The sequence below is a fragment of the Chitinophaga oryzae genome (genome assembly GCF_012516375.2).
In the GTDB taxonomy this organism is placed as follows: domain Bacteria; phylum Bacteroidota; class Bacteroidia; order Chitinophagales; family Chitinophagaceae; genus Chitinophaga; species Chitinophaga oryzae.
The window spans coordinates 4,033,307-4,053,082 of record NZ_CP051204.2 but is presented as its reverse complement, the minus strand read 5'-3'; the positions used below and the strand labels follow the sequence as shown (position 1 = coordinate 4,053,082).

General features: G+C 53.3%; 19 protein-coding genes. 13 read left to right on the top strand and 6 right to left on the bottom strand.

Annotated features, from left to right (window positions below; all coding sequences use genetic code 11):
• Position 1 precedes the first annotated feature (1 nt).
• The 3 genes from HF324_RS16840 to HF324_RS16830 are packed head-to-tail and all read left to right on the top strand — an operon-like array spanning position 2 to position 5,262.
• Complete coding sequence (locus HF324_RS16840) at positions 2-2,557, top strand: DUF4962 domain-containing protein (protein WP_168860312.1); 2,556 nt, start codon at positions 2-4, stop codon at positions 2,555-2,557.
• A gap of 1 nt (position 2,558) precedes the next feature.
• Positions 2,559-4,046: a sulfatase family protein gene (locus tag HF324_RS16835; protein WP_168803583.1), complete on the top strand. Its 1,488-nt coding sequence runs from the start codon at positions 2,559-2,561 to the stop codon at positions 4,044-4,046.
• Between the two features lie 7 nt (positions 4,047-4,053).
• Positions 4,054-5,262: a glycoside hydrolase family 88 protein gene (locus HF324_RS16830; RefSeq protein WP_168803582.1), complete on the top strand. Its 1,209-nt coding sequence runs from the start codon at positions 4,054-4,056 to the stop codon at positions 5,260-5,262.
• Positions 5,263-5,318: 56 nt separating this feature from the next.
• Here the strand turns inward: HF324_RS16830 and HF324_RS16825 are convergent, their stop codons facing one another.
• The gene (locus HF324_RS16825; RefSeq protein ID WP_168803581.1) at positions 5,319-5,693 is read right to left on the bottom strand and encodes a VOC family protein; all 375 of its coding nucleotides are present in this window, start codon (positions 5,691-5,693) and stop codon (positions 5,319-5,321) included.
• Between the two features lie 18 nt (positions 5,694-5,711).
• A complete protein-coding gene (locus tag HF324_RS16820) occupies positions 5,712-6,059 on the bottom strand; it encodes a winged helix-turn-helix transcriptional regulator (protein WP_168803580.1) in 348 nt (115 codons plus the stop codon).
• Between the two features lie 138 nt (positions 6,060-6,197).
• Here HF324_RS16820 and HF324_RS16815 point away from each other — a divergent pair, with 138 nt between their 5' ends.
• The 6 genes from HF324_RS16815 (at position 6,198) to HF324_RS16790 (ending at position 11,787) form a co-directional block, all read left to right on the top strand.
• Complete coding sequence (locus HF324_RS16815; RefSeq protein WP_168803579.1) at positions 6,198-6,800, top strand: FMN-dependent NADH-azoreductase; 603 nt, start codon at positions 6,198-6,200, stop codon at positions 6,798-6,800.
• Positions 6,801-6,887: 87 nt separating this feature from the next.
• Positions 6,888-7,352 (top strand): GbsR/MarR family transcriptional regulator, encoded by a 465-nt coding sequence (locus tag HF324_RS16810; protein WP_168803578.1) that lies wholly within the window; start codon positions 6,888-6,890, stop codon positions 7,350-7,352.
• 64 nt (positions 7,353-7,416) lie between these two features.
• On the top strand, positions 7,417-8,748 hold the full coding sequence (locus HF324_RS16805) for a TolC family protein (RefSeq protein WP_168860311.1): 1,332 nt from the start codon (positions 7,417-7,419) through the stop codon (positions 8,746-8,748).
• Between the two features lie 8 nt (positions 8,749-8,756).
• Complete coding sequence (locus HF324_RS16800; protein WP_168803576.1) at positions 8,757-9,854, top strand: efflux RND transporter periplasmic adaptor subunit; 1,098 nt, start codon at positions 8,757-8,759, stop codon at positions 9,852-9,854.
• Positions 9,851-11,113, top strand: a complete 1,263-nt coding sequence (locus tag HF324_RS16795) for an ABC transporter permease (RefSeq protein ID WP_220100765.1) — start codon at positions 9,851-9,853, stop codon at positions 11,111-11,113. Before HF324_RS16800 ends, HF324_RS16795 begins: the two co-directional genes overlap by 4 nt.
• Before the next feature lie 2 nt (positions 11,114-11,115).
• Positions 11,116-11,787, top strand: a complete 672-nt coding sequence (locus HF324_RS16790; RefSeq protein WP_246269565.1) for an ABC transporter ATP-binding protein — start codon at positions 11,116-11,118, stop codon at positions 11,785-11,787.
• Positions 11,788-11,793: 6 nt separating this feature from the next.
• On the opposite strand, the gene HF324_RS16785 is transcribed toward HF324_RS16790, so the two are convergent.
• On the bottom strand, positions 11,794-12,969 hold the full coding sequence (locus HF324_RS16785; protein WP_168860310.1) for an acyltransferase family protein: 1,176 nt from the start codon (positions 12,967-12,969) through the stop codon (positions 11,794-11,796).
• Between the two features lie 144 nt (positions 12,970-13,113).
• Between HF324_RS16785 and HF324_RS16780 the strand changes: the two genes are divergently transcribed.
• Both HF324_RS16780 and HF324_RS16775 read left to right on the top strand, forming a co-directional pair.
• A complete protein-coding gene (locus HF324_RS16780; RefSeq protein WP_168803573.1) occupies positions 13,114-14,013 on the top strand; it encodes a LysR substrate-binding domain-containing protein in 900 nt (299 codons plus the stop codon).
• 61 nt (positions 14,014-14,074) lie between these two features.
• A complete protein-coding gene (locus HF324_RS16775; RefSeq protein WP_168860309.1) occupies positions 14,075-15,232 on the top strand; it encodes a threonine synthase in 1,158 nt (385 codons plus the stop codon).
• A gap of 32 nt (positions 15,233-15,264) precedes the next feature.
• Here HF324_RS16775 and HF324_RS16770 read toward each other — a convergent pair whose 3' ends face one another.
• Positions 15,265-15,792 (bottom strand): hypothetical protein, encoded by a 528-nt coding sequence (locus tag HF324_RS16770; protein WP_168803571.1) that lies wholly within the window; start codon positions 15,790-15,792, stop codon positions 15,265-15,267.
• Positions 15,793-15,957: 165 nt separating this feature from the next.
• Here HF324_RS16770 and HF324_RS16765 point away from each other — a divergent pair, with 165 nt between their 5' ends.
• Positions 15,958-16,479 (top strand): VOC family protein, encoded by a 522-nt coding sequence (locus HF324_RS16765; RefSeq protein WP_168803570.1) that lies wholly within the window; start codon positions 15,958-15,960, stop codon positions 16,477-16,479.
• A gap of 105 nt (positions 16,480-16,584) precedes the next feature.
• On the top strand, positions 16,585-17,406 hold the full coding sequence (locus HF324_RS16760) for a tetratricopeptide repeat protein (RefSeq protein WP_168860308.1): 822 nt from the start codon (positions 16,585-16,587) through the stop codon (positions 17,404-17,406).
• Here the strand turns inward: HF324_RS16760 and HF324_RS16755 are convergent, their stop codons facing one another.
• Together HF324_RS16755 and HF324_RS16750 are read right to left on the bottom strand one after the other, a co-directional pair.
• Positions 17,407-18,099 carry a GNAT family N-acetyltransferase gene (locus HF324_RS16755; RefSeq protein ID WP_168803568.1) on the bottom strand — a complete coding sequence of 231 codons (693 nt, stop codon included), beginning with the start codon at positions 18,097-18,099 and terminating at the stop codon, positions 17,407-17,409.
• A 90-nt stretch (positions 18,100-18,189) separates the two neighbouring features.
• Positions 18,190-19,770: a S41 family peptidase gene (locus tag HF324_RS16750; protein ID WP_168860307.1), complete on the bottom strand. Its 1,581-nt coding sequence runs from the start codon at positions 19,768-19,770 to the stop codon at positions 18,190-18,192.
• Positions 19,771-19,776 lie beyond the last annotated feature (6 nt).

Below are 19,776 nucleotides of genomic sequence, written 5' to 3'. Positions count from 1 at the left end.
GATGCCTCCTTCTTTTCGCTGGCCGGCCTGTCTCGCAGTGATGCTCTCCCTGGGCGCCACCGCGCAGCAGTTGCCCGATGCCAATCAACATATTACCGCGCCTTTCCTGCATAAACGGGAGCGCAGCTGGCCGTTTCCGGCTAACGGCGCCACCGATCCGCAGGCGTTACTATGGCCTGCCGTAGCCGGCAAAAACACCCGCTATGTGGTCCGTTACAGCCAGGACAGCCTTTTTCCTGCCGCGCGCACCCTGCAAAGCGATACCCTTCCCTGGGCCATGTACGCGTTGCATACGCCACTGCCTACCGGCAAATGGTACTGGCAATATGCCTCCCGTGCGCAGGAAAAAGAGGAATGGCGCTGGTCACCGCGACAGTACTTTTATGTGTCGGCTCCCACGGCAACGCCTACACTACCGCAGATGATGGAGAAAGCCCGCAAGCCGCATCCCCGTTTGTGGAACATGCAGGCGCAGCTGACCGGTTTCCGGGAAGCCAACCGCAACGACGCGGAAGCTATCGCCCTGCTGCGCTCCGCAGATAAGCTGCTCAACGCTCCGCTCCCGGAGGAAAAGCCCACGCGGCCACGCGACACCACCGGCATGACCGCCCAACAGCAGGAGAAAATGACAGAGTTTATGTATCACGGCTTCGGCGAAAAAGTGGCGCACCCCATCCGCCAGCTCTGCATAGCCTACTGGCTCAGCGGCGATGCCCGCTACGCCACAGAGGCCGTTCGCCGCGCCATGCACCTGGCCAGTCTCGATCCTGCCGGCTACGGTACCCGCGACGATTTCAACAACGGCAACGTCATGGAAGGCATGGCGTGGGCCTACGACATGGCATACGACCGCCTCACCGCCGCACAGCGGGCTACGCTGCAACAAGCGATCCTCCGTCGCGGCAGCGGCATCTGCCGCAACATGATCAATCGTTTCGAGTTACAGCTGTGCGATAACCATATATGGCAACATATCCTGCGTAACTTCACGATCTCGGCCATCGCGCTGGCACATGACGCGCCCCCGGCTGATCAGTGGCTGCAATACGCCTACGAGGTATGGAGCGCCCGCTTTCCCGTGCTGGGCACCACAGATGGCGGATGGCACGAAGGCAACGGCTACTTCCGGGTTAATTTCGTATCGCTCGCCTACCTGTCCCTCCTGTTCGGCGACCTGAGCGGGGTGGATTATTTCACCGCCCCCTGGATGCAGAACCTGCCCTATTACCTGCTGTATTCCTATCCGCCGGCATCAGCTTCCGTAGCCATGGGCGACATGCACGAGAACCTGTCGACCACCGCCCGCACACCGGCGGTATTTGCTGAAGCACTGGCCCGCAAAGTACATAACCCCTATTTTAACTGGTACGTACATACGATACAGCAACAGTTCCCCGACTATTTCCGCAGGGACAAAGACTTTGTGCTCTTCCGCCTGCTGGTGAAAAACACACCGCGCCCGGAAATCATCTCTCCTGCCGCATTACCGGCCTCCCGTACTTTCCCGGACATTGGGCTGACCATGATGCACTCCCATATAGACGACACCCGTAAAGACCTGATGGCCTCCCTGAGCGCCAATCCGTTCGGGTCTTCCGGCCATGGCCATGCCAGCCAGAATGCTTTCAACGTCAACTACGGCGGTAAACTGGTCTTTGGCGGCAGCGGCTTTTACAGCAACTTCAGCGACGCACATAACCTGCTGCACTACCGCAATACCCGCGCTTATTGTACCATACTGGCCGACAGCCTCGGCCAACGTATCGGGGAAAACGGCTATGGCTGGATGCCCCGGCACATCGCCGGCAAACGGATACAATACACGCTGGGCGATGCCTCCAACGCGTACGGCCCGGTGACGGCACCGTTCTGGCTGGGGCATTTCGAACTCAATCACCTGCAACCCACCCGGGAGAACGGATTCGGCGATGCCGGCGTAACCCGCTACCGCCGCCATATGCTGATGCTCGACAGCAACATTATCGTACTGTATGATGAACTGGCGGCCAGAGCACCCGTTAAATGGACCTGGCAGGCCCATAGCCCTTACACCATCCGGCAGGGCGACGGTAACACCTTCTCTGTCAACGAACCAAATGTAAAAGCCGGCGTACACGTTTACGCCCATACGAAAACCAATACGGTCGTGCATCAGCGTTTTAACGCACCAGCCATCAACTGGAAAGGCAAAACAGACGACGAAGGCAACATCGTTCCCTTTACCGAACAATGGCATTGCGGCGTTACAACAGCGCCGGGCCGGCAGGCCCGCCTGCTGACGGTCATGCAGGTAGGCGCTCCCAACGCAGCTACTCTTCCCGTCACACAACAAAACGGCGAATGGCGCATCGGAACATGGCATATCGTAGCGGAACTGGACGACAACAAAGCGCCGCTGCTCTACATTTTCAGCGACGATCAAACCACCGCCCTGCATTATGGCAGAGGGCATTTCCAACAGGGACAGCACCGGTACCAGCACAGTACCGTGCTCACCGAAAACGGGCAGTCTACCGAAGCCATCGACGTACTGCCGGCCATCATTAAAACCCGATAACATGACGATAAAAACAATCCGCAACCTGGCTGCCTGCCTGCTGTTATGTTTGCTTGGCGCCGCCTGCGCACCAAAGAAAAAGAGGCCCAACATTCTCATGATCATGTCTGACAACCAGTCATGGAACCATGCCGGTTGTTATGGCGACAAAACCGTAAGAACACCCAACATGGACCTGATAGCCCGCCAGGGCGTGAGGTTCACCAACGCCTTCTGCAGCTCCCCTTCCTGTTCACCGGCCAGGGCAGCTATGCTCACGGGCCAGGACATCTGGCGCATCGAAGAAGGCGCTAACCTGTGGGGCATTCTTCCCGCAAAACTGAAACTCTACACAGATCTGCTGGAAGCATCCGGCTATGAACTCGGCTTTCAGGGCAAAGGCTGGGGGCCGGGCAGTTTTACCGCCAACCAGCGCAAACGGAATCCCGCCGGCAACGAGTTCAAAAACTTCGGCGACTTCCTCTCCGCCCGTAAAGGCGCCCCCTGGTGTTATTGGGTGAGCAGCCACGAACCGCACCGTCCCTACGAAGTAGGCAGCGGTGAACGGGCAGGCATACACGCTGACAGCGTACAGGTGCCCGGTTATCTCCCGGACCGCAAAGACGTACGTACGGATATTGCGGACTACTATGCCGCCGTGGAAACCTTCGACCGAGAACTGGGCACCATCCTGCAACAGCTCCGGGAAAGCGGCGACCTGGAAAATACCGTTATCATCGTGTGCAGTGACAACGGCTGGCAGATGCCACGCGGACTGGCCAACCTGTATGACTTTGGCACACACGTGCCGCTGATCATTTCCTGGCCCGGAAAATTCAGGGAGAACGAAACTACCGACCACCTGGTGACGCTGAACGACCTCGCGCCTACCTTCCTGGAGCTGGGACAGGTGGCCGTTCCCAAAGAGATGACCGGCAAAAGCCTGTTGCCCATAGTTGCCAAAGGACAGACAGCTCCCGCGCGGGACTTTGTGGTGCTTGGCAGGGAACGTCATGCCTTCGTGCGCCAGCATGGGCTGGGCTATCCCGGCAGGGCTATCCGTACGCCCGACTACCTCTACATCCGCAACTACGAACCGGACAGGTGGCCCGCCGGCGATCCGCCGCTGTATGGAGACATCGATCCTTACATGCTGCACTACCCCGGACTGGCCAAATGTTATATCATGGCCCATAAAGACAGCGCAGCCATCAAACCTTTCTTTGAACTGGGTTTCGCTAAACGACCGGCAGAAGAATTATTCGACATTAAGAACGATCCGGATGAGCTGCACAACCTCGCAGCCGACCAACGGTATGCAAAACTGAAAGATTCACTCTCCGCTAAGATGCAGGCGCATCTTGTTGCCACCGGCGATCCGCGCGTTACCGGCGGACGGCTGATCTGGGACGGCACCGATTATTTCTCGGAGATTGACAAAACACCGCGCCCCAGCCAGGAATCACAACGACAATTTAAACTGGATTCTGTCTACAACTACCTGAAATAACAACGATATGAAAATAGGAAAATGGAGTTGGTGCATAGTGATTTGTTGCCTCACCATGACTTATAACGGCAAGGCCCAAACGAAAACGCGGAACATGTCGCCCGCGATGAAGCAAACCGTGGAATCGGCATTGTCCTTCTCAGTGCGACAGTACAAACACATGATGGCGGCGCTGCCGGATGGCAGGCTTCCCCGCACCACCGCTAAAGACGGCACGCTGATGACCGCCGAATCCCGCTGGTGGACCAGCGGCTTCTACCCCGGCACGCTGTGGTATCTCTATGAATACAGCAAAGATCCGCAGATACTGGCTGAGGCCAACAAACGCCTGCAGTTGCTGGAAAAAGAGCAACACAACCGGCAGACCCACGACCTCGGGTTCATGATGTTCAACAGCTATGGCAACGCCCTGCGCATTGCGCCGCAGGCGGCCTACCGGGACATCCTGCTGAACAGCGCCCGATCGCTGGCATCCCGCTTTAATAACAACGTGAATTGTATCCGGTCATGGGACCATGGCAACTGGCAGTTTCCCGTAATCATCGATAACATGATGAACCTGGAATTGCTGACCTGGGCCACCCGTGAGACCGGCGACTCTACATATTACAACATCGCTGTAAAGCACGCCAATACCACGCTGCTGCATCATTTCCGTAAGGATTTCAGTACCTGGCACGTCATCGACTACGACACCCTCACAGGGAAGCCTGTGGCCAAAAAGACTTTCCAGGGCGCGGCGGATTCATCGGCCTGGGCCAGGGGACAAACCTGGGCACTGTACGGTTATACGATGATGTACCGCGAAACCCGCAACCCGCGGTATCTACAGCAGGCAGTGGCCGTAGCGTCTTTTCTGTTGCACCATCCGGCGCTGCCGAAAGACAAAATCCCTTACTGGGATTTTGACGCGGCGGATATCCCGCACGCTTACCGCGACGCTTCCGCAGCCGCCGTCATGGCTTCCGCCCTGCTGGAACTGAGCACGCTGGTCAAGGGCAAACAATCAGACACCTATTGGAAAACAGCAGAGCAGATCATCGCCGGCCTCTCGTCCGGTACCTACCGTGCTAAAGAAGGAGGGAACAATAATTTTATCCTGATGAAAAGCGTCGGTTCATTACCACATGGCGTGGAAATCAACGTACCCTTGTCGTACGCCGACTATTACTACGTAGAGGCGTTAATGAGATACCGCAAATATAGCGGCAGTTAAAATATAGTGGTGAGAAAAAGGCCCGGAACGTTTGTTCCGGGCCTTTCAGTAAGTTATCAGTCCGTTACAGACACATAATATCCGTCCGGGTCCCTGAGGGAGAACTCATTTCTGTGGGAGTTGGCATTGATATGCGGCGGCTCTTCCACGATGGCTTTCAGTTGCTGCGCTTTTTTCCAGGCCGCATCAAGGTCCGTCACCCGGAAAAAGAGGATCAATCCGTTGCCTGCTGCCGGCGCCGGGTCCAGCATTGTAGGATGTTCATGGGCGCCCCATCTGTGCAGGCATAACACCACGGTGTCGTCTTCCGGATCGGCCAGTATTTCGAAAGTACCGCCGCCATGGCGGCTTTCACAGCCCAACAGCTGCTGATACCAGGCAGAGCTTTTTTCCACGTCCTTTACCGCGATAATAATTTCGGGTCTGATCATTTGTATCGTTTTAGCCGGTCAGATTTCCCTGTTCCGTATTTTTTCCTTGTGTCCTATTCCCCACTGCACCAGTTCGTGCATCACATTGCGCAGCGAGTCCGCATAGTCGTTACGGACATACAGGATCGTGCCATTGTCCAGCACTTTCCGGCTGACAAGGCCATTCAGTTCCAGGTCTTTCAATTCATTGGACAACACCCTGGCCGAGATGCCTGGCAATGCCCGTTGCAGTTCGTTAAAACGTTTGTCACCCGTGGCCAGCGTAATGATGATCCGTACTTTCCATTTACCGGCAATGATATATAAGGCGTCTTCCGCCGCCGGCATCACCTGATTACATTTTTCTGTACATGTTACTGTTTCCATATCTCTGAATTACTAACCCATAGGTTAGTGCTAACCTGTAGGTTACATTGATAGTATAGCGCTTAAAGGCAGGTACATTTGTACCGTCAAAAAAATTCTTTCTACAGAATTAAACAAAAATATTCAAAAAAACAGATCATGGGAAACATCTTGCATATCATATCGAGTGCGCGCGGGGAATCATCCAATAGTATACTGCTGGGCAACCGGATTGTAGAAAGACTGCAGCAACGGTATCCGGATAAGGAAGTGGTTGTTAACGACGTAGCCGGCCAGTCATGGGAATGGTTACATACCGACCTGGTAAACGCCTACAGAACGCCGCCCGATGCGCTCACCGGCGAACAGCTGGCCCTGCTGGAGACTTCTGACGCAGCAGTAGCACAGATACAGGAAGCCGACATGATCGTCATCGGGGTGCCGCTTTATAACTTTAACATTCCTGCCCCGCTCAAAGCATGGATAGATCATGTGGTAAGACCAGCCAAAACCGTCACCTATAAAGACGGGCGGCCTGCGGGAATGCTTTCGGGGAAAAAAGCCTATCTCGCCATCGCCTCCAACGGTATTTATTCCGAAGGGCCTATGGCTGCTTTTGATTTTGCGGAGCCTTACCTGCGGTATATGCTGGAGTTTTTAGGCATCACGGACGTTACCACCTACCGGATAGAGGGCGCCGGTATGACCGCCACCAAAGAAACCGCCGTGGAGAAAGGACTAGCCAGCGTGGAAAGCCTTTGATTTCATCTTCCAAAAAAATAAAGTTGGTTCTTTATTTGGAGAACCAACTTTATTTTTTCAATTTTGTGATGACAAAAGACGTCGGCATTGGAAAATTACAGAGACAGGATAGAGAAACTGAGCACGGCTATGGAAGGCCTTGGCCTTACGCCGGTAGCTGCACGGGTATATATATACCTGCTGCTGTGTGAGGGCCATCAAGCAACGTTTGAACAGATCGTGGAATACTTCGGGGTGAGCAAAAGCGCAGTATCCAATGGCATTAAGATGCTGGAATCAGCAAAAATGATTTCTGCCAAAACCATGGGTGGGCAACGGAAACGTTATTTCTCCGCGAATGTCACCAGTATGTTCAACGAAGACACCCTCACGGCGAAGATTAAAATGTTTTTTCACATACTGGACGAAATCAGGTCCATCCGTCAAACGAATGATGAGCTTAACCAGGAACTGGAAGAGGTATCCATGCTTTATAAAATGATGCTGGTGGAAATGCCGCTGATACTGGAAAGGTGGAGGCGGACCATCGCGCTTAACAAGGCCCACTCCTAGCGGCTTTTTTTTGCCGCGTCTGGTTCTTTAAGTTCAGAACTAAAAGAATTATAATCAATTAATAATGAAAACAGGTATCCTTTTACTGTTGCTGGCCACTCATATCCGGGTGGCAGACGGACAGACCATGCCTGAAAAAGACACCGGTCAACCTACGACTACCCTGAGTCTGCAACAGTGCCTCGACTATGCCGGCACCCATCATCAGGAACTTCTGGCCAAAGCTCAATCCGCCGCGGCCGCAGTGCAGGACCGCAAAGCCGCCGCGGCCAAACTGCTCCCCGACATTACCGTCACCGCTGCGGTGAACAACTACTGGAAGATCCCCGTGCAGATATTTCCCGGGGAACTGGCAGGTCAGCCGGCCGGCACTTTCGTACCGGTACGCATGGGTACCCCATGGATGGGCAACTATGGCGCAGAAGCTACGCTCCCGCTGGTAGACGTAAAAACATGGCAGCAGATCAAACTGGCGAGGCTGCAGCAGCAGTCCGGCGCCAGCGAATATCAGTCCCTGCAACGGTCGCTGCGGAAAAACGTACGCATGGCTTATTACAGCGCGCAGCTGCAGCAGGACTATCTCACCGTAGCCCAACAGCTGTACCGCAATTACCAGCAGATCCATGACCTCATCAAACTACAGTTTGAAAAAGGCCTGACAGACAAAATCGCATTTAATCAGTCCGCCACCCTGCTAAAAAACAGGCAGCAGGCTGTACAACAGGCCGGTGTATCCTTACAGGAGGCATATCTCGATCTTAAGTTCTGGATGGGTTTTCCGCTGGACAGCCAGCTGGCCACACAGGCTGCCGACCCGTTGCCTCCGCTGGAAATCAGCCAGTACAACAGTTCACAGCTGCCGGACTATGAAACGGAGCAACTGAAAGTGGCCGTCGCTGCGCAACAATACCAGCATACAAAAGCAGCTTACTATCCCAGCCTGCATCTTAAAGGTTCTTACCAGCAACTGGGCTTTGGCGACCAGCTGAATTTTATCACCCGCTCTCCGTGGTTTACAGTCGGCTACGCCGGTGTGGAATTGCGTTTCCCGCTGTCCTGGTCTAACTTTTCCGCTAAGCCACGCAGCGCAAAAGCGCAGTGGCAGGCAGCTTCCAGCCGGTTCAAACAATACGAGTCCGAACAGGAAAGAAAATACCGCCAGGAAAAACTGCTGCTGGAAAAAGCGTCCGCCGACATACAGTTGCAAAAGGAAAACATCCTGCTGGCGCAGGAGAATGAAACCCTGAGCACGCAAAAGATCAACAAAGGCATCATTGATATGGTCCAGCTGAAAGAGATACAACAGGACCTTTACGACGCGCAGGTCAAACTCAACGATGCCCGCACTGACTTTTACAAACACTACACTGAACTCAACTATCTGCAACATCAATAAAGATCTGCATGAAAACATTGCTCTCCATCGCAGGAATGACGCTGCTGCTCATTGCCTGCAAATCCAAAACCGCTACCTACACGGTGCAGTCGCGCACACTGAACGAAGCAGTATATGCTTCCGGAGAAATCATGCCTGAAGCTTATTACTTCCTGAAAGCCAATTCCGCCGACCTGCTGCTGAACGTTCTGGTGAAAGAAGGCGACACTGTCCGCCAAAATGAAGTCCTGGCCGTGCTGGGCACGCCCGGCCAGCTGGAACAGGCAAACATCCTGCAACAGCAGGTAGCACTGGCCGGCAGCAATGCACAGGAACACTCCGCCGCGCTCACTGAACTGCAAAGCCGCATCGCACTGGCTAAAACAAAAAAGGAGCAGGACGCCCTTAACGCCGACAGATATACGGAGCTGGCACAAAGCAAAGCCGTGTCCGAAAAGGACGCGGAACAGGCCCGCGTGCAGGCCGCTACCAGCGCCACGGAATACAAAACGTTGCAGGACCGGTACCAGACCCTGCAAAAAGACCTGTCCGGCAAACTGCTGGAAGCCAAACAGCAGCTGGCAGCCAACACACAAGGCCGCGAAGGGAAAGTACTGAAAAGCCCTGTCAACGGGCTGGTGTATAAAGTATACCTGAAAACCGGCGAGCTGGCGCAGCTCAATGACCCGGTAGTGATGGTCGGGCTGCCCGGACAGTTCAAACTGGAGCTGCTGGTAGACGAACGCGATATCAGTAAGATAAAAACCGGGCAGAAAGTATATTTCGAAACCGATGTTTACAAAGGCAAACAATTTTCCGCTACCATCAATAAAATCATTCCGCTGCTGCAAAAGGAAAGCCGCAGTTTCCAGGTAGAAGCGGCCGTGCAGGACACTGCCCGCTTTTATCCGCAATCATCGGTAGAAGCGAATATCCTCATACGGGAACGTATCAACGCATTGGTAGTGCCCTCCGATTACCTGATGAAAGGTGACAGCGTATACCTGCAACAAGGCAGTGACCTTCGCAAAAGCGCTGTTGTTACCGGTATCCGCAGTGGCGACTGGGTAGAAATAAAATCCGGTCTGAAAGCAGGCGATGTGATCGCCATAAAAGAAGGACGATGAAAATATTCACCAATATCAAACTGGCAGCTACCATAGCCTTCACGCATATGCGTGCCCGGTTGAAACAAACGGTGATCGCCACCGCAGGCGTCACCTTTGGTATCACGGTGTTCATCTTCATGGTCAGCTTTATACAGGGCTCCAACGATTTCGTACAGGCGGTAGCGTTTGAACAGTCGCCGCACCTGCGCCTGTACAACGAGATACAGACAGCCTCTTCCAATATCCTGGACAGGGCTGAACCCGGCGCCGTTAATGTGGTCAGTCACGTAAAGCCCAAAGATATCCTGCTCAGCCTGAAGGACGGCCCGCAGATTGTACAGGCCCTGCAAAAAGACCCGCGGGTGGCCGCTATCTCCGGCTCCGTCAGCTCGCAGGTATTTTACCGGCTTGGCTCCAGCAGTATCAACGGCACCATCAACGGTATCCGTTTTGAGCAGGAGAATGCGCTGTTCAACTTACAGGCTAAACTGGTGGACGGCAGCTTCAGAGAGCTTTCCACGCTGCCCAACAGCATCGTGGTAGGCGTAGGCCTGGCCAGACGGCTCAACGTCAAAACCGGCGACCGGCTGGAGGTGACTACCGAAAAAGGCAACAATTTCTCCGTAAAGGTGGTCGGTATCTTCAAAACCGGCCTTACCGATATCGACAAACAGCAGAGTTACGCCAGCCTCAATACCGTGCAGCGCTTTCTGGAAGTGCCGGCATCCTATATCACCGACATCAAAATAAAACTGCACGATATGGAACAGGCGCCGGCCATGTCCAGGGAACTGCAGGCCAAATACGGCTTTCACGGCTCCGACTGGAAGCAGGACAACTCCGCCCTGCTGGAGGGCGACGCGCTCCGTAAAATGATCGTGTATGGCGTTGCCGTTACCATCCTGCTGGTAGCCGGGTTCGGTATCTTCAACATCCTCACCATGATGATCTACGAAAAGATGAAAGACATCGCCATCCTGAAAGCGATGGGCTTTTCCGATACCGATATCCGCTGGATATTTTTGGTGCAGGCGCTGATCATCGGGCTGACCGGCGCGCTGATGGGACTGGTGTTCGGTTTCCTGGCAGCATATGGCATTTCCAAAATGCCCTATAAAAGCGATGTAATGATCACACTGGACCATTTACCCGTGAGCTTCAGCGCCGTGTACTACGTGACCGGTTTCACCTTCGGTATTCTCACCACTACGCTGGCCGGCTACCTGCCATCCCGCAAAGCCGCCCGTGTAGATCCTATTACGATTTTAAGAGGATGACCATGAACCTGATAGAAGTAAGGAATATCAACAAATATTTTGACCAGCCCACCCGGATGCAGGTGCTGACAGACGTGAGCCTCGACATAGAAAAAGGCCATTTCGTTTCCATTACCGGTAAATCCGGCAGTGGCAAATCCACGCTGCTGTACCTGTTATCTACTATGGACACGGCTTTTGAGGGCAGCATCCGCATCAACGGCGAAGAGATGCAGGGCAAGCGTAACCGGTGGCTGGCGGACTTCCGCAATCATCACATCGGCTTCGTGTTCCAGTTTCACTACCTGTTGCCCGAATTCAGTGTGCTCCGCAATGTGATGCTGCCGGCGCTGAAACTGGCACGCTATTCTCCCGCCGAGATCGAACAGAAAGCCATAGACCTTTTAAAACTATTAGGGGTAGATGCGCAAGCCACCAAACGGGCGTCCCTCCTCTCCGGCGGACAGCAGCAGCGGGTGGCCATTGCCCGCGCATTGATCAACGAACCGCTGATCATTATGGGCGATGAGCCTACCGGCAACCTGGACAGCCAGAATGCCGCCATTGTGTTCGATCTTTTCCGTCAGCTCTCTTCAGAGCGGGGACAAACCATCCTGACCGTCACGCATGATGATGATTTCGCCCGCCGTTCCGATAAGGTGATCCACCTGGTAGATGGCAGGATTGCCGGGTAATATACGTCATGCTGCCTGCTGCTGAGAAACGGGCGGGCGTACAGCTCCGCCACTGCGGGATAACACACGGTCCCGTATTCTCAGCGCCGGCTTTTCTACCAGCAGTCGGATCAGCCACGCTGCCAGGATGCAGGTCAACGTGCAGCAAAGCATCATCCAGCCGCTGTTTTTAGCCAGGCCAAGGCCTCCCAGCAGGTCCTGCGTTACATGTATCACGCCTTTATGGCTCAGATAAATAGCATAGGAAAGCGCTGCAATCAGCGCTGTGACACGGGAGTGAACACGGTACAGCCAGCAGCGGGGACATACCGCCGCTGCCACGATCGCGCCGTAGCCGGCGGACACTAACGGGAAACCATATACGGTGGACACCGGGGAAAAACTGTTTTCCGTTACAAACCACGCTGCCGTGAGCAAAGCCAATCCCACAGCAAATAAACCATTGGCGTATCTGTTGACCCACTCTTTCGCCAACGGCCTGAACTGAAACAGCGCGGCGATCGCTACGCCGGCAAGCAGCCCATCCAGCCGGTTGTATACCGGGTAATAGATGGCGCGGTACCAGATCACCCAGAAGTTAGGGTCGTCGCCCGCGGGCGCCACCAGCACGTTATATATCCACCAGCGGCAGGCAAGCCCGCCGGCGAAAAGCACCGGTATCAGCCAGAAAGCTTTACGACCGGCCTTTACATACAGCAGCAGGGCCAGCAGGCAGGGAAACAGGAGGTAAAACTGCTCCTCCACACAAAGCGACCACGCGTGAGAGAACGTACCATGTGTTTTGAGGTTTAGTCCGAAGTTCTGTGTGAAGGTGAGAAATTTCCACAAGGGCGGCAGCATTTCTTTCTCCCGGAAAACCGGTAGAAAAAAGTATAAAGCCAGCACCAGCAGGTACGGCGGGACAATGCGGAAAAAGCGTTTGATATAAAACGGTTTCAGTTTAACCGTTCCCGTATCTGCCACTTCTTTGAACAGCTGGCCTGCAATAAGGTAACCGCTAAGGACAAAAAACAGGTCTACCCCTGTCCACCCGAAACGCGCAGGCGTGTCCAGCCATTCCGGGTGCGGGAAAATGCGATAGTGGTAATAGAAGACAAAGAAAATAGCGAATGCACGCAGATGATCGAGCGCGGCGATCTTCTGTGGCAACGCGTGAACAGCGTTCCTGGAGCGGGTGGACATAAAGAATGTTGGGAAATTTTTTTGTGTATCTCAAATGTAACAAACGTTTTATTTCTTTTTATTTTTTTTCTGCGGCAACTAATCCTGTAAATTACATAGACGCGCCTCCGGTCGTAATTCGTAATTCGTAATTCGTAATTTATCATGCTTTCTACCCACCATCAGGTTTTTATTGAAGTGGCCCGGGAGAAAAGTTTCTCCAAGGCCAGCCAGACCCTGTTTATCTCGCAGCCGGCCATCAGCAAACATGTGAAGTACCTGGAAGAATATTACAGAACGCGTTTGTTTGAGCGCAAGGGCATCCAGATATCACTGACAGATGCCGGCAGTTTTTTACTGAAGCGTTTATTGCAGGTAGCGAACATACAGGCTGACACGGAGTTTGAGATGGCCGCTTTCAGCGACAAGCACCAGGCCAAGGGGTTGCTGAAGCTGGGCGCCAGTACTACCGTGGCGCTGTATATATTGCCGAAGGTGCTGTCTGCCTTTCAGCAAGAGTATCCGCAGGTAGAGATCAACCTGCTGAACCGCAACGCTGAAATTGTGCTGGAGGCGTTGTTAAACCAGGAGATCAACCTGGGTATTATAGAAGGCCGCGGCAAGCTGACCAACGTGGTGTATCACCCTTTTATCAACGACCAGGTGATTGCCGTTTGCGGCAGGAAGAGCGGGTTCTCCAAAACGAGGCACTATCCATTGAAAGAGGTATTGCGAATGCCCGTTGCACTGCGGGAACGTGGCAGCGGCACCCTGGAAGCGCTGAAAGATGCGTTGCAGAAACACAAGACCGGCATCGATGAGTTACAGATCAAAGCGCGGTTAGGCGGCACTGAGGCGCTGAAGAACTTCCTGATAGAGTCGGGCTGTATTGGCTTTCTGCCCAAACGCTCTGTGTTCAAGGAACTGAAGCAGGGTGACCTGACGGAGATTTCCTTTGAGGGACTTCATATAGAAAGAAGTTTTTACTTCATTCAGCGGAAAGGCGAAACCAGTGAGCTGAATAAAAAACTGATCCGCTACGCCAGAAGCATATATAACCAATAGTTATAGGTTATAACAAAATAGACCATCTGTTTGTTATAGGTCATTCCTACATTTACAAGGAATGACACTTACAAAAAAGAACATATCGCGCCTCACCGCTTTGCAGTGCCCCCGCTGCGGAAAGCTATACGATGCCACCGTATTGCAGTCGTACGCCACCTGCTGCCAGCAACCGCTGACAGCCGTCTATACCTGCGACCTGCCTGCACCTGATTTTCTCAAAGAACGGGACCACAGTATCTGGCGGTACCGTGAAATGTTGCCGGTAGCGGATCCCCGTCATATAGTGAGCCTGGGAGAAGGCGGCACGCCGCTGACCACCCTGCACACGCTCAGTGCGCGCACGGGCGTACAGATATTACTGAAAGATGAAAGTGTAAATCCCACCGGTTCCTTCAAAGCCCGGGGTATCAGCGTGGCGGTATCCAAAGCGCAGGAACTGGGCGTCACACATTGCATCATCCCCTCTGCCGGTAACGCAGGCGGCGCCTTAAGCGCCTATTGCGCCAAAGCAGGGATGAAAGCGACAGTGATCATGCCACGGCATACGCCGGCGACGCTGCAGGAAGAATGCCGCCTGTACGGGGCGGAACTGCTGCTCACCGACGGGCTGATAGACAGCTGCGGCCGCAGGGCGCGTCAGCTGGTGCAGGAAACCGGCGGTTTGGACATGTCCACCTTAAAAGAACCATACCGCCTGGAAGGCAAAAAAACGATGGGCTATGAAATCGCCGAACAGCTGCACTGGCAGTTGCCCGATGTGATTATTTACCCCACCGGCGGCGGCACCGGCCTGATAGGCATGTGGAAAGCCTTCCGCGAAATGCAGCAGCTGGGCTGGGTCACCGGCAAGCTGCCCAGAATGATTATTATTCAATCTCAAAATTGTGCTCCCATGGTACAGTACATCGAAAACGGAAATCTACCTGATGACTTCAGCGGTTATCCGTCCATCGCTTATGGACTGGCTGTTCCACAGCCTTTTGCAAAAGACATGATGCAGGAAGTAATCCGGCAAAGCGACGGTAAAGCGCTGACCGTCACCGAAGAAGAAATGGAAGCCGGTATCTCCGAAATTGCCGAAGCAGAGGGTATCCTGCTATCGCCTGAAGGAAGCGCCACCTATATGGGGCTGAAAAAGCTGATTGAAAAGGATTGGGTACAGGAAGATGAACAGGCTTTGCTGTTCAACACCGGCTCCTGGTACAAATACCGTTGATCATGGAAGCCTTAGGGCTTTCCTGATCAACCTCAGGCCTTGCCTTCTTCCCACCCCTGAAGGAGGTCGCGCAGGAACTTTTTGGATTTGTTGACTTCATATTGGAAACTCAGCCTCACCAACAGGTAACCAAATATCAACATCGGGAAAGGCACCAGCAAAAAGGGATCGAATTTATCTCCCGCACGGGACCCGTTGATGATCGCTCCTACGCACAGCACCAGGCCCGCCACCACAGCCCCAAACCAGAACAACATAAATACCCGCACAAACCACGACACCTGCATGTCGATCTTAACAGCAGTATGCACTATCTCATGGCTGACTTCTCCCCTGATCTCCGGCAGAAAGGAGTTACGGTAATTGATAATACGGCTGATGTAAAAACCATTTGTGCTGACCGCCCCCTGATAAGGCTTGGTGGTCCTGGGTTTAGACCATCCGATCCGGACCTGCAGCCTGGTGCTTTTGGGCTCTACGTTCGCCTCCAGGCGCGCTTTTATTTCTTCCCGGGAAAGTTTGGTTAACAACGTATAACGTTCTATCGGTAAAAATTTCATGGATGATTACTTCAGGTTCATCCGTCTAAAATAAGATATTCATACCGATGTCGCAAATACCCCTTTACAAAGTCGCCTCCTCCCCCCAGTAGAACGGCAGGTCCGTTTTACCTTTGGGATGTCATCAAACCTCTTCATTCCTTAGTTGTTAAAAAAATAAACACTATGGCAAGCAGCATCATTTCCCAGCGAATTTCACCACATCTGTGGTTTGAGAACCAGGCCGAAGAAGCGGCCAGGTTCTATACTTCCATCTTTAAAAATTCTTCTGTCGGCAACATTACCCATTACACCGAGGCCGGTCACGATATACACGGGATGCCGGCCGGTTCTGTGCTGACCGTTGACTTTACACTCGATGGTCAACACTTTGTGGCGCTCAATGGCGGCCCGTACTTTAAGTTCAACGAGGCTGTTTCTTTCATGGTGAACTGTGCATCACAGGAAGAAATAGACTACTACTGGGAAAAACTGCGTGCCGGTGGCGATCCCAAAGCCGACCAATGCGGCTGGCTGAAAGATAAATTCGGTCTGTCCTGGCAGGTGGTGCCGGTACAACTGGGCGAAATGCTCATGGATAAAGACAAAGAACGCCTCAGCCGTGTGATGAACGCTATCTTCAAAATGAAAAAGCTGGACCTGAAAACGATCGAAGAAGCCTATGGCGCACCGGTTAGCGCCCGGTAACGATCTACTTCGATATATCAAAAGCCTGCCGGCGTAAAAGCCCCCGGCAGGCTTTTTTAAATGGCGGTAATGCGATAACTTCCCTGTCACTATTGAAGTAACCTCATGAAATACACCGTTTGCCTCTTTATCGCCCTATGGCTCCTTCCACACGGTAGCCATGCACAACCACCGGTATTTACCGCGAAGCAGCAGGACTCCATCTCGCAGCACTATGTTGAAGCCGCCGCCCGGTACCATTATTTTGCGCCGGAATGGGGCCGGTGCCTGGACAGCGGGCTGGCACTGCTACCGCGCAATGCACAGTTATGGCAGCTGAAAGCCATGCCGCTGTTTAAACAGCGTAAGTATGAAGCCGGCATGGCCTATCTGGACAAGGCGGTGGCCTATGATCCGTCCGAATACCTCGACTACCGTGCTTTCATCAAATGTATTTTCCAGAAATCATATGTGTCGGCGATCGCCGATTTCAGAGAGGCGAAGCGGATAAGCGGTCACTACGGCGTAATGGACCATCCTTATGATTTTTACCTGGGCCTTTGCTACCTTCAGCTGAACCAATATGACAGCGCCCGGACTTACTTCCGGCAGTGTGTGGAGCGCTGGGAGCAATCCGGTACCGAAGCGCCCTTGCACAGCCTCTATCCTTTTTACCTGGGTATTGTAGATTTCGAGCAGGGAAAATACGCCGAAGCGCTGGACCGCTTTACCTACAGCCTGTTGCTATACGGGCAATTTTCCGATGCGGGCTATTACAAAGCGCAATGCCTGATGCGTCTGCAACGCGACGCAGAAGCCCGGGAGGTTATGCAGAAAGCTTATGATGATTTCAAACAGGGTTACACGTTTACAGAAGACAATAAAATGTACGAGCCCTATCCGTACCAGGTCAGTGCGTGGATGTACCCTGCAAGGTTTAAAAAGTGATTACCCCGTGACGATTTTTCTGAAAACGATTTCGCGGCGGGTCACAAAGCCCATATGCTCATACAGCCGGATGGCCCGCTCATTGGCCACGGACACATGCAGCATGGAGGTGGCGCCGTCAGCTGCATGCTGCTGGCACAAACGGGTGATCAACTGTTGCGCAAACCCTCTGCCGGTAAAGGCCGGATCGGTGACGATGGCGCTCAGCTCCGTAAACCCCTGCATACGCATCCTTTCGCCCGCCATGGCTACCAGGCGGCCTTCCTGCCGGATACCGTAATAGGTGCCCAGCAACGGTGTGCCAGGATTGTAATAACCCGGCTGCACCCGGTTGACCAGGTCATACATGTCGCCTCCATCCGCAGCGGTCATTACAGCGATCTCCACCGGCGTCTTTGCTGGTATTTCATTCATGCGCTGCAGGACCATCTGCGCACACGGCAATTCGTGCACCACCTGCCAGTTGGCCGGCAGCGGCGGCAACGTCCCTATCAGGTAAAACGATTCCCCTTCGTGTATCCATGGCTGTAATTCTTCCAGCGAATGGCCTGCCGCATGATCGCAGGCGACAAAAGAGAGAACTTCTCTCCTGTATCTCTTGCAGTGAGCGGTACCTTCCGCCAATGGAGCCTGCACCGTTGTGAGCGCGCTCCAGGCAGGGTTGTCCAGTAATTGTTCGTCTGTCGTTTCCAAAGCTGTATGTATTGATTCATTGTAAATTTAAACATTTAGCCCGGACAGCCGGCAACAATACTTCATCCATTTTTACAGCCTTTGGTGCCCCTATCGGTCAACACGAATACTGGTACCATCTTTCAGCATGATCGTCGACTTTTGCATGCCGGGTGGATGTTCCTGCACGTTCAAATCCCTCCAGGAAGCTGCGGCGCCACGTATCAGCTCCGTTGCAGGATGTTGCGCGCGTTGGCCGGAGATCAGGGCCAGTGCGGCTTCCAGGCCAGCTTCTCCCCTGCTGCCAAAATCAAACTGCGGATCATCATACACGCTGATATCGGCTTGCAGCCCGTCATAATAGTCACCCTTTCCGTTGGCATTCACGTTCCTGAACAAGGAATAATAAACGCTCATGTTGCCGATCACCAGCGGAAAGAAGCCAACGGGTTTCCCGTACGTTCTGACAGCCGTAAGGTTCCCGGCAGCTGCGCTCACTCCTATGATTTTTATCTTCAGGTAAGGCTGGAGGCAGCTGACCAACAACTCGGCAGCCGAAGCGGTATGCTCGCTTACGATGACGTACAGGTCTTTGAGCGTGCCTATTCCTGCCGTTTTGTTAAAGTAGACCGTATTTTTTTCTTCCGTGTAATCGACATCCCCATAGGTGATTACCCTCCCGTTGTAATAAATCGGTAAGCCGTCAGCGCCGAAAATTGGTTGTTTTGAAAGCAGCGTGGCCTTTCCGGACTTCACCAGGTCATTGTATTGTTCTCTTCGCATTACCTTTCCATCGGCGGCAAATGGCGCCAGCAGGTTCGCCAGGCGGTCCAGTTCCGTAAGATTGCCGCCGCCGTTGTAACGAAGGTCAATGATCACGTCAGATACGTCGCTGGCGGCAAAGCCGCCGGTAACACGATCGAGGTCTTTATAGACATGCCGGACATCGGTAAACCGGAGATAAGCCAGATAACCGGCCTTGCGGCCATCCGGCAGCGACAGGACCGTATCTTTCAGGATAGGCTCAAAGTAGTTGTTTCTTTTGTAGGCGAGGCTATACCGGCGGTCCACGTTGTGGTCCCTGCAAAGAAGGTCCAGTTGTGTCCCTTCATTGAAAATCTTCATGATCGTCGCAATGTAGGCAGCCGTTATCTCAACGGGGCGCCCGTTGATGCTGACGATCCGCATCCCTCTTCTGATACCGGCCCTCTCCGCATCGCTTCCCTTTACAACGTATTTAACATATAACGCCTGCTCCTGGACCACTACGATGCTGACGCCGAACCTGTCTGACACCTCTGCCGTTACCATCTCAGGGCCATTGTCGGACGCGCCGAAAATAGCGCTGTATTTCGGTATGGAAGGTATCAACCGGTTAAACTCGTAGGGGTTGCCGGTCTGGCTATTAATGGCCATCTGGCTGATATCGAACAACTCCTTTTTGTAGTGTAGCTGGCCTTCGGACGAAACATATCTGCGCGGGTTAAAATCTTTTATGGCCGGCAGCTGCTCATTCCACAGGTAAACCTGGCTCGCGTACAGAAAGACAGAATCCGCCCAAAGTGGCTCCTTTGCAGTAACATCGGGCACCTTAGGAACGTCATCATTCTTTTTACACGCCGCTAAAACGCTGTAAATAAGGAATACGGGAAGAAGAAATTTCTTCCCGTATTGATGGTTTATCAAAATCATTATCAC